9 protein-coding genes and 1 CRISPR repeat array are annotated in these 9,781 nt (G+C 68.5%); of the genes, 6 read left to right on the top strand and 3 right to left on the bottom strand.

Annotated features, from left to right (window positions below; genetic code table 11):
- Positions 1-44: 44 nt before the first annotated feature.
- Positions 45-439: a CRISPR direct-repeat array (repeat unit 29 nt; unit sequence CCGCTCCCCGTGCCTGCGGGGATGAGCCC).
- A gap of 48 nt (positions 440-487) precedes the next feature.
- Positions 488-1,240 carry an ATP-grasp domain-containing protein gene (locus tag LIU39_RS27580; RefSeq protein ID WP_227049618.1) on the top strand — a complete coding sequence of 251 codons (753 nt, stop codon included), beginning with the start codon at positions 488-490 and terminating at the stop codon, positions 1,238-1,240.
- Positions 1,230-2,036 carry a class I SAM-dependent methyltransferase gene (locus LIU39_RS27575; RefSeq protein ID WP_227049617.1) on the top strand — a complete coding sequence of 269 codons (807 nt, stop codon included), beginning with the start codon at positions 1,230-1,232 and terminating at the stop codon, positions 2,034-2,036. The genes LIU39_RS27580 and LIU39_RS27575 overlap by 11 nt, the downstream gene beginning before the upstream one ends.
- A 39-nt stretch (positions 2,037-2,075) precedes the next feature.
- On the opposite strand, the gene LIU39_RS27570 is transcribed toward LIU39_RS27575, so the two are convergent.
- Positions 2,076-3,014 (bottom strand): phosphotransferase family protein, encoded by a 939-nt coding sequence (locus tag LIU39_RS27570; RefSeq protein WP_227049616.1) that lies wholly within the window; start codon positions 3,012-3,014, stop codon positions 2,076-2,078.
- Between the two features lie 89 nt (positions 3,015-3,103).
- Positions 3,104-3,700, bottom strand: a complete 597-nt coding sequence (locus LIU39_RS27565; RefSeq protein WP_227049615.1) for a site-specific integrase — start codon at positions 3,698-3,700, stop codon at positions 3,104-3,106.
- 110 nt (positions 3,701-3,810) lie between these two features.
- Here LIU39_RS27565 and hemC point away from each other — a divergent pair, with 110 nt between their 5' ends.
- From hemC to LIU39_RS27545, 4 genes are all read left to right on the top strand, one after another.
- Entirely contained in the window at positions 3,811-4,773 is a 963-nt protein-coding gene (gene hemC / locus LIU39_RS27560) for a hydroxymethylbilane synthase (protein WP_227049614.1), read from the top strand.
- A 419-nt stretch (positions 4,774-5,192) separates the two neighbouring features.
- Complete coding sequence (locus LIU39_RS27555; RefSeq protein ID WP_227049613.1) at positions 5,193-5,372, top strand: MarR family transcriptional regulator; 180 nt, start codon at positions 5,193-5,195, stop codon at positions 5,370-5,372.
- A 422-nt stretch (positions 5,373-5,794) separates the two neighbouring features.
- Complete coding sequence (locus LIU39_RS27550) at positions 5,795-5,992, top strand: helix-turn-helix transcriptional regulator (protein WP_227049612.1); 198 nt, start codon at positions 5,795-5,797, stop codon at positions 5,990-5,992.
- Entirely contained in the window at positions 5,992-7,386 is a 1,395-nt protein-coding gene (locus LIU39_RS27545) for a tyrosine-type recombinase/integrase (RefSeq protein WP_227049611.1), read from the top strand. Before LIU39_RS27550 ends, LIU39_RS27545 begins: the two co-directional genes overlap by 1 nt.
- Positions 7,387-7,777: 391 nt before the next feature.
- Here LIU39_RS27545 and LIU39_RS27540 read toward each other — a convergent pair whose 3' ends face one another.
- The gene (locus LIU39_RS27540; protein ID WP_227049610.1) at positions 7,778-9,151 is read right to left on the bottom strand and encodes a hypothetical protein; all 1,374 of its coding nucleotides are present in this window, start codon (positions 9,149-9,151) and stop codon (positions 7,778-7,780) included.
- Between the last annotated feature and the right edge of the window lie 630 nt (positions 9,152-9,781).

Here is a 9,781-nt window from a genome sequence, read left to right as displayed (position 1 = left end):
GGGGATGAGCCCAGCAGGTCGGGATCCTGCTGGTGGATCCAGTCCCGCTCCCCGTGCCTGCGGGGATGAGCCCGCGGCAACCGCCCGGATCACCGGATGGCCGGACCGCTCCCCGTGCCTGCGGGGATGAGCCCGACGAGAAGGCGGTGACCGCGGTCGCGTTCTGCCGCTCCCCGTGCCTGCGGGGATGAGCCCCAGTCGGGCGCGTCCCGGAGGAATGCACCGGCCCGCTCCCCGTGCCTGCGGGGATGAGCCCAACCCTCACGAAAGGGGCAATTGAATATGGACCCGCTCCCCGTGCCTGCGGGGATGAGCCCGCCGCGCGTGCCGTTGGGCATTGGAGGCGAACCCGCTCCCCGCGCCTGCGGGGATGAGCCGAACGGGGTGTGCACTCGCCAGCCCCAACCAGGCCGCTCCCCGCGCCTGCGGGGATGAGCCCATCCGGCCGACCAGGGTTTTCGATCGGGTCGCCCGCTCCCCACGCGGCATGTACGGCCTGCCGCCCGACCCGCGTGTCCTGGTCCAGGACTACGTCGAGGGCACCGAGTACAGCGTCGAATCGATCACGCAGCACGGGACGACCACGCATCTGTGCACCACCCGGAAGACCGTCACCCCGGGCGCCCACCGGGTCGAAGTCGGTCACAGCCTGCCCGCAGCCCTGCCCCCGGGCACCGAGCGGGCCGTGCACCATGAGGTGGAGCGGGCGATCGCCGCGGTGGGCATCCGCAACGGCGCCTCGCACACCGAGGTCATCGTCGGCGGAGACGGGCGGTGCGCGGTCATCGAGATTGGTGCCCGCCTCGGTGCCGGACACATCGGCGTCCTCCTGCGGCACGCGCTGGGAATCGACCCGTGGACGGCCCTCCTGGACACCGCCCTCGGCCGCCCCGCGCACCTCACCCCGGCCCGCTACGCGTACGCGAGCGTACGGTTCCTGACCAGCCCGCGCACCGGCCGCCTGGCCGCGGTGACCGGCCTGCCCAAGGAGGGCCCCGGGGTGCCCGCCGTCCACCTGCGCACGGCCGTCGGCCAGACCGTAGGACCGGCACAGGCCAACCGCGGGCGCCTCGGCCACTTCATCGTCACCGGCCCTGATCCCGCCGCCGTCGAGCGCCAAGCCGAGCAGACACTCGCCCGGATCACCGTCGTGGTCGACTCCGACCGCGCGCCGCACCGCGCGGGATCACCCGCTGTCCCCGGGCCGGGCCCGGAAAGGGAGGCAACCCGTGCACCGTGAGCCGGGCACCCCGCACATCGGGCGAGAGGACCCTTCGGCGATCCTGCCGGGCGAGTTCGACGCGCTGTTCCACGACGAAGCCCGCTCCGGAGGCTTCAGCCGGGTGACCCGGATCGTCGATCCGGCGCTGCCGCCGGAGGCCGAACCGTTCTCCTTCCTCTGCGTCGATCTGCTGCACCATATCGCCGCCGAACTGGCCCTGGAGGAGGGCCAGGTGCTGGCCGATCTCGGATGCGGGCGCGGCGGCCCCGGTCTGTGGCTGGCCCGTGCGGCGCACGCCGACCTGGTCGGTATCGACTTCGCGCCGGTCGCGGTGGCCCAAGCCCGGCAACGGGCCGCCACCTACGCGATGAAAGGCACGGCGCACTTCGTGGTGAACGACCTGACCACCACCGGGCTTTCCCACGCGAGCGTATCGGCGGCCGTCTCTATCGACGCTCTCCAGTACGCCGACAACCGCGCAGCAGCAGCCCAGGAAGCCCGCCGGATTCTCCGCCCAGGCGGACGTCTCGTCGTCACCGGCTGGCACCCGCTCAGCCCCGGCGACCCACGACTCCCCGAACGGCACCGCCACAGCGACTGGCCCGCGGTCCTGCACGCTGCCGGGTTCACCGCCGTGCACTGCCACGCCCGTCCGGCCTGGACCGACACCTACCAGAACATCTACCGCGTCGCGCTCCAGCTCGGCGAACCGGGCCCGGACACCGCGCTCGCCGGACTGCAAAGCGAAGCCCGCCGACGCCTGCCCACCGCCCACCTCCTGCGCAGAGTCGCCGTCACCGCCGTATCCGCCTGAGCCCTCCAACCGACCCGGCGCACAAGTGGTGTGGGAACGTCAGCCCAAGTCGGCCAGAACGGCGGCCACGGCGTCGTAGGTGTTCTTCACCCCGGCGGCGTTGCCCAGCCGGTGGCGCTCCAGACGGACGGCGCCGAGGTGCCGGATCTCGTAGACCAGTGAACGCCATACTGCGGCGGGAGAGTCGTCCCGCTCCCCGTACGCCTCCCAGAACGCCACGCGCTCGTCCTGCTTCGCCAGTGCCATGCGGATCGTCCAGTCCGCGGCTGGGTCGCCCCACCAGGTGCGGTCCATGTCGAGCACCCCGGTGATCGTTGGCTCCGCAGCCTCGGCGTCGAGCATCACGTTGACCGTCCACAGGTCCCCGGTCAGCAGCCTCGGTTCGGTGACCTCGTCGAGCACGGCCCGCTCGTGCGCGGCCACCGCGGCGACCTTCCGTACGTCGGCCGCGTCCAGGCCGGCACCGTCAAGGTCGGCGGCGATCTCCTCCAGCGACGTGATCACCGCCTCGCTCCACGTCCCGTACCCCGGGCTGCCGACGGGCCCGAAGTGCGGTCCCCGCACGTCGTGCACGGAGCGGGCGATGGTGCCCATCTGCCGGAAGAACGCCGGCCACGCCGTGCGCGGATACGTCCCCAGGTGCTCCGGAGCCGGGACGCCGTCCAGGTGGGTCTGGAGCATCCAGTCCCGGCCGATCACCTTGTGTGACCAGTCCGCGGCGAGGACCTGCGGCATCAGCGGCGCGATCACCGCCAGCCATGGCACGCTGCCGTACTCGTTGCGCATCAGGTGGCGCTCACTGTGGAACTGGCGGCCCTCTTCCGGCGCGACCCGCAGGATCACCGGCCGGTCCCGCCCGGCCAGGTTCACGCGGTACACGTTGTTGTACATCCCCGTGCCCAGCTCGACGGCGGACACCGGTGCGGCGGCGCCCCCGAAGGCCCGTCGGCAGACCTTCCCGATCTCCTCGGTGCTCACCGACTGCTGGAACGCCTGCGGGACGCGCTCAATCGGCCGGAATTCTATGGGGCTCCCTTGATCTCGTGGCGGGCGCGGCCGGGCGGATGTCAGCGCCGACGGCGGCGGTTGTGCTCGTCATTCTCGGCGGTGACGCGGGCAGAAGTCTCCTCGCCGAGTTTGACGTAGTGGCCCAGCGTCCCCAGGTGCTTGTGCCGGGACTTGGCCTGCAGCTCGGGGGCGGAACGGCCCTTCTCCGCGAGGTGTTTGAGCCCGGAGTGCCGCAGTTGGTGCAGCGTGTAGCCCCTGCCGTGCGGGTCGTGCAGCTTGGACGCGGCCTTGAACAGGTACTCCGCCCGGGGATAGGACAGCCGGCCCCGGCCCGTGGCGGGGTCGATGTCGGCGATAGCGGGGGCGCGCTTGCCAGAGGCGGGGGCCCGGCGGTCGGCGAGGAACACCGGACCGGTCATACGGCCCTGGAGCAGGCGCGGCAGCAGGCGGGCGGTGGGGGTCTCCCAGTGCACGTACGCGTTGTCGCCGCCCTTCTCCCCGACCCGGCCGCGGCGGAACTCCATGTCGAGGTCGGGCACGTCGAGTTCCAGCAGTTCGTCCGCTGTCGCCGCCGCCGGGGTGAGCCGCTGTCCGGGCTGCAGGTAGGTAAGGTGTCCGGCATCGCCCGAGACGGGCTCCGGTTCTGCCGCGGTCACAGGCAGCGCGAGCCGCCCCGGCCACCCGCCGGTGAACAGCGCGCCCGCTCCGACCGATTCCGCTCAGGCGGCCAGGCCAGCACCTGCCGCCTCCGGCCCCAGAGGCACCCGTGACCAACCTCCCCACCCCCAGCCGCACCATCATCGGCACCCGCACGTCGACCATGGCCATGACCCAGGCCGCCCACGTCGCCAGCCTGCTGAAGGACGCCCACCCCGGCCTCGCCACCCACTTCGCCGAGATCACCACCACAGCCGACCGGCACACCGGACCCCTCGACACCATCGGCGGCAAAGCCGCCTGGGTCCGCGAACTCGACCAAGCCCTCATCCAGGGCCGAGCCGACCTCACCGTCTCCTGCGCCAAGGACCTCCCCGGACCCCACGAACGCAGCAGCCTCATCGAGATCGGCGCCGTCCTCACCCGCCAAGACCCCCGCGACGCCCTGGTCCTCCCGGCCGGAACACCGCCCACCACCCTCGCAGAACTCCCCGCCGGCACCATCGTCGGAACCATCGCTCCCCGGCGCACCGCCCAACTCCGCGCCCGCCACCCCCACCTGACCGTCACGCCGATGCGCGGAAACCTCGACAACCGGATCGCACGCCTCGACGCACCCGGCACCGCCCCGCACCTCGACGCCCTCGTCGTCTCCTACGCCGGCCTGCAACGCATCGAACTCGCCGACCGCGCAGCCGAAGTCCTTCCCGCCGACGCCTTCCTGCCCGCCACCGGCGCCGGATTCGTGATCGTCGAACACCGCGCCGGCGACGCCCTCGCGGCCCAGCTGCTCGCCGCCGTCAACGATCCGGCAGCAGCGCGGCTGTTGCGGATCGAGCGCGGCATCCTGGGCGCCCTGGGCGGCGACTGCCACACCGCCTGCTCCGTACACGCCGCCTACGACGAACCCGGCACCCACGTACGCGTCGAGGCGTTCGTATTCAGTCCTGACGGCAGGCACTCCGTGGGCACGACGGTTGTTCAGCAGGTTGGCGACGACCCAGCCGTCATCGTCCGCGTTGCCCAGCAACTGCACGACCGAGGAGCCGGAGATCTCCTCGGCGCCGGGTAACGATCAGTTTCTCGATAGAGCGCATTCGCCCACGGCAGACGAGAAAAAGCCCCAAGGGACTGGAATACGCCCCCGAGACCATGTCAACGTACAACGTCCCCGAAACACCCGGTCAGCGAAGGGGCCTGAGGCTCAGCCCAACCGGAAATTACCCGCGCCTGCCATGCATGCACAGAGACTGGCCCCTTCGCTGACCCGCCTCGCCCGAGGCACCGACCCAAGGAGTCCACCTGCACGATGCCACTCGATTCTCCCTGCGCTTTTCTGCGCCGATCCTCTTCACCCTCGGAAGCATCAACGCCTGGACCGCACAACGCGGTCAGGATCACGGCGCCCTCGCCACCGCCCTGTGCCTGTGCGTCTGCGCAGCAGGGCTCTTCGCTGAGGGCCTGTCGCAACAGGACTACCGACGTGACCGAGTGGTCCTCGCCCACGTCGCCGTCCACCCCGGCCTGACGGCACAACAGATCGCGCGCGCCCTCGGCATCCGCGAGCCGGCAATTGCCCGTGCTCTCGGCCGCCTCGCCGACGACGGCCTCCTCGCCCTGGCCGCGGACAGCGCGACGTACAGCCTCGGCGGCGGCCACCCCGATTCCTGACGATTTCCTGCTCAGTGCTCGGCAGCGAACTTCATGCGGCACCCCTATATAGCCGATGATCCCCGGTTAGCCAAACCGGGGATCATCCGGAGCATTTAAGTCGTTCGCACACGGCTGTGCTTGGCGGTGGAGCCGTAGCGGACGCAGTAGGCAGATCCGCATGAATTCGCAAAGGAGGACGAGCGGTCGCTGCTTGCTGCTGCCCTATAGCCCGCAGCCCCTGTTCGTTGGAGAGCGCTCCGCCCTCGGAGTGGGCTCCGTGCTCGCTGGACCAGCCCCGTCATCCAGCGCACCCCTCCGCAAGGAATACCCGTTCGTATGTGCCGATCCGTAATACCGCCTGCCCTCATTCAGCTAGGGCGGGTGCCCTCTTCTGGGTTTCGCGTAGGCGATGAGATCGCCCCTTTCAGTGGGGTGGCGTCATGGCTGTAGTGACCAGATCTGCTGAGAAGCTCACCGTCGACGAGGTCTGTGACGAGCTACAGATTGCCCGGTCGACCTTCTACGACTGGCGGCAGAAGGGGTGCGGACCACGCTGTATCCGTCTGCCTAATGGATCTCTCCGAATACGGCGCAACGATTTCGAAAACTGGCTTTTGGATTGCGAGGCCCCTTCCTGATGGATAAAAGCTCATTGGACGTTCGTTTCTACGCGATTGAGACGAACAAGAGGGCCAAGGGCAACAGTTACACCGTCCGGTGGAAGGTCGCCCACAAGAAGCACAGCAAGACCTACAAGAAGAGTGCTGTAGCCGATGACGAGCGCTCAAAGCTGATGACTGCGCACAGGAATCGCGAGCCGTTCATCATCGAAACGGGGCTTCCGGTGTCTTGGTCGTCCAAGGCGGCCGAGGTCAACTGGTACGACTTCGCGGTCGAGTACGTTGACTGGAAATGGCCCAGTGCGTCCGCCAACACCCGGAAGTGCATGGCCAAGGCGCTTACGCCTGCCACCATTGCTCTCCTGCGCCAGCCGCCGCCGAGCCACTTCAACCCAGTAGAGGTGCGCAGGGCGCTACGGGAGTACGCCTTCAACAGCAGAAGCCGCACTGATCCCGACAAGCCCGTACCGGCCGAGGTTCAGAAGATACTCGACTGGGTTCAGCGCAATTCCCTCCCGATGAGTTCCTGGGAGAAGACCGAGACGGTCGAACGGGTCGTCGCGGCTCTTGGCACCCGGCTGGACGGAACCGCGGCAGCCGCCAGCTCGGTCACGCGCAATGAGCGGATCACGAACCTGGCTATGGGCTATGCGCTCAGGCACGGCTACCTCAAGATCAACCCCCTCCCCAAAGGCAAGGGGGCGCGCGCGGCGTTGAAGACGGCGCCGGCCGTCGACAAGCGTTGCCTGCTGAACCGTGACCTGGTCGCGAAGATGCTGGACTGGATAGGTAAGCGTCCGCGTCGCGGACGCATCTACCGGGCCTTCTTCGCCACCCTCTACTGCGCGGGGCTTCGTCCCGAGGAAGCCGTCGCCCTACGTGTGGGCGACGCTACGCTGCCGGAGAGTGGGTGGGGCGAGTTCCTCGTTCATGAAGCTCAGCCCGAAGTCGGCAGCCAGTGGACCGATACCGGCCACGTCCACGAGGAACGTGGCCTTAAGGGGCGAGGCGAAGGCGACACCCGCCCCGTACCCATCCACCCCTCCCTCGTCGCACTCCTCCGTGAGCTCATCAAGGAGTGCAATCTCAAGCCGACGGACTACCTGTTCCCCGGAGAGAAGGGGGGGATGCTGGCAGGCTCGGTGTTCCGGCGTGTCTGGCGCAAGGCCCGTAAGGCGATTCTGTCCGAGCACGAGTTCAAGTCGCCGACCGGCAGGCGAGTGTATGACCTGCGTCACACCTGCCTGACGACGTGGCTCAACAGTGGCATCCCTCCGGCCCAGGCGGCCGAGTGGGCCGGAAGCAGCGTGCCGGTACTGCTGGCCACCTATGCGCGCTGCGTCGTCGGCCAACTGGGCGACTACCTGAAACGGATCGAAGGCGTCCAGGACCTGCCGAAGGTGGCGACGTGAAGAGAGTGGCCTCGGAGCCGGGAAGACGGTTCCGAGGCCACTCAGTTTTGCACTCGGAGGGGGCTCGCGGGTGGTTCCGGGGCCTCAATTTTGTGGGACGTATGTGCGACGGATACCCGTAGAAGCCCGGTTTTCGCCGGTGTCAGCCGGACTCTGCCCTCAGTGGAGGGAGGTGGTCCGTTTCGCCTGGGCAGGCAAGCGGATGCAGCCTGACCTGCGAAAACGTCGCTAAACTGACGATGCACCAGTGGTGCCCCCGGCAGGACTCGAACCTGCGGCCAAGTGCTTAGAAGGCACCTGGTGTGATCTGCGGGATAGGGCCCGTGGCCTGCGTCTTCGGCAGTTCTCGCAGATCCCGCGCTCGACCTTCCGGCTATTTCGGGACGGTCCGCTAGCTGCGCTTCACTCGCTGACCAGGCAGCAGACGGATGGCGAGGACGGACCCATCCGCATGGACGGAGACGGGGCCACCCCACTTCTTGTCCCAGGCGAGCTTGGGACGGGTGTGTCGGGCCGCGTGTACGCGGACGCGGTACTCCTCGGCCTTCCCTGCCATGAGGAGGTGGAAGAGTTGCTCATCCATACCGGAGAAGGCTTCGACGCGAGGTCCGTTCAGCCGGAACACGTGGTCGGTGCCGGCGTAGGTGTGTCCGAGGAGCCGGTGGCTGATGTCCTGGACGCTGCCAGCAGCGGCGTGTTCGAAATCGTCGAAGCGGTCGTTGCCCTGCCGCTCGGTGAGGTAGCGGGCGGTGCCCTGGCCGGAGCCGGTGAAGGCCATGAGCCCGGCCGCCGCCGTATGCCCGAGAACTTGCTGGAACCATCCGAAGTACTCGGGGGTCACGTGGCAGCCGGGCACGGGCTCGCGGCCCATACCTCCTTCCCGGGGCGGCTGGATTCCCGGAAAGGGGTTCTCCTGCACCGGATCGGAGTCCAGGTCGGCCCTGCTCCCGCCAGAGGGGACGGCGAGTAAGCCGTCCCGGCCCGGTGCCTGCAGTGCGTGGACGGTCACGGTGCCGCCTGCGGGCAGCTCCGTGCTGAACAGCAGGCTCGGGGTCTCGTTCCACGCGCCGATGTGCACGGCCTCGGCGTGTGCCGATGCGGACGCCAACTGCCCGGCCGAGATGGCCGCGTTGCTGTGGTTGCCCTTAGTGGCGATGGGGATCACGAGGGACGGCTCCTCGGGGCGCCAGACCTCCGCGAAGTATTGCGGCCGGTACCCGTACCTGACCTTGTTGCCCTTCTCCCTGCTCGTGAGAGCCCACCCGGCGCGCAGGACGGCGTCGGCGGGGACGATGCTTACGGAGTGCTCGGGGTACCTGCGCCGGAGAACCTGCTTGGCGAGTGTGAGTCCGAAGGCGATGCCGAGCTCGTGCGACTGGATGTTCTTGTACCGTTCGGCGATCTTCCGTCCTTCGGCCGTCAGTCCGAGGAAGGAGTCGGGGCCGCCTGCCAGGGCCTGGCTGTACTTCAGGGCTCCCCAGTGCTCCGCAAGGCCGCGACCGGCTCCCTTCCAGGACAGGGTCGTCGCCCGGCCGAGCGTGTGCAGGACGTCCCACATGGAGACCCTCGTCTGGCGGTCGAGTTCATTCCTTGGGATCTGGGACAGGACCGGCTTGCGGCGGAGCGGCTCAGCCTCCTTCTTCTTGCGTGCCTTGTCGTCCGCGGCGACGGCGGATTCCACCTTGCCGAGCAGTTCCTCGTTGGATCGGACGGAGATGTTCGACGACGCGTCGAGGTCGAGAAGTACGTTCTTGGCGGGCTTCAATGCGTCCCCTACGGCTTGGGCGGGCGCTTCACGAACCCGGCGAAGTTATGGGGTCGATAGCCGGAGCACGCAAGTGTGCAGGGGCGGATGCGAGAGCTCTCCTGGCGGGGGAAGCCAACCCCCGTATGGCGCATGTCACTATGTACTGGAAGGGAATGTTTGCCATTGTGGGCTTGTCTCGGGCCTGTAGGTAACAACCTCATCGCTACCTATCAGGAGCACGCATGGCTCTCCTCTGTTACGCGAACCATCGATGATGGGCACAGTGGTATCGCCTCGCTCGACGAGCTGGATGCCGAGCTGTCGAAGTGGGTGTTCGGGCTCTTGGCCGATGCCGAGATCCAAGGCCGGTCCGCGCAGTCGATCGAGCCCTTCGCGACGGCGCCTGGTGAGCGGGGAGCGGAGGAGATCGCTCTTCGGGCGATCCGACTCATTGCGTATGCCCGGGAGCAACTGCTGACCAAGAACGCCTACTTCCGCTATCTGTGCTTCTACTGTCCGCGGGGTGACCATGTCTCATGTTGCTGGGGCCGAAAGCCCTCGCCGCCGGCGGGGACCGCTCCTGCTCCTTCGCGCGAGGTCCGGTTCGCCGGTATCGGAACGCGCACTGCCGGGGTTCCTCGGGAGTCA

The organism is Streptomyces pinistramenti, assembly GCF_020564935.1.
GTDB lineage: Bacteria > Actinomycetota > Actinomycetes > Streptomycetales > Streptomycetaceae > Streptomyces > Streptomyces pinistramenti.
This window is presented reverse-complemented; position numbering and strand designations above follow the sequence as displayed.

Coding starts and splice junctions, on each gene's coding strand:
- LIU39_RS27580 (WP_227049618.1), top strand. CDS start 488: ATGTACGGCCTGCCGCCCGACCCGCGTGTCCTGGTCCAGGACTACGTC.
- LIU39_RS27550 (WP_227049612.1), top strand. CDS start 5,795: ATGGCTGTAGTGACCAGATCTGCTGAGAAGCTCACCGTCGACGAGGTC.
- LIU39_RS27545 (WP_227049611.1), top strand. CDS start 5,992: ATGGATAAAAGCTCATTGGACGTTCGTTTCTACGCGATTGAGACGAAC.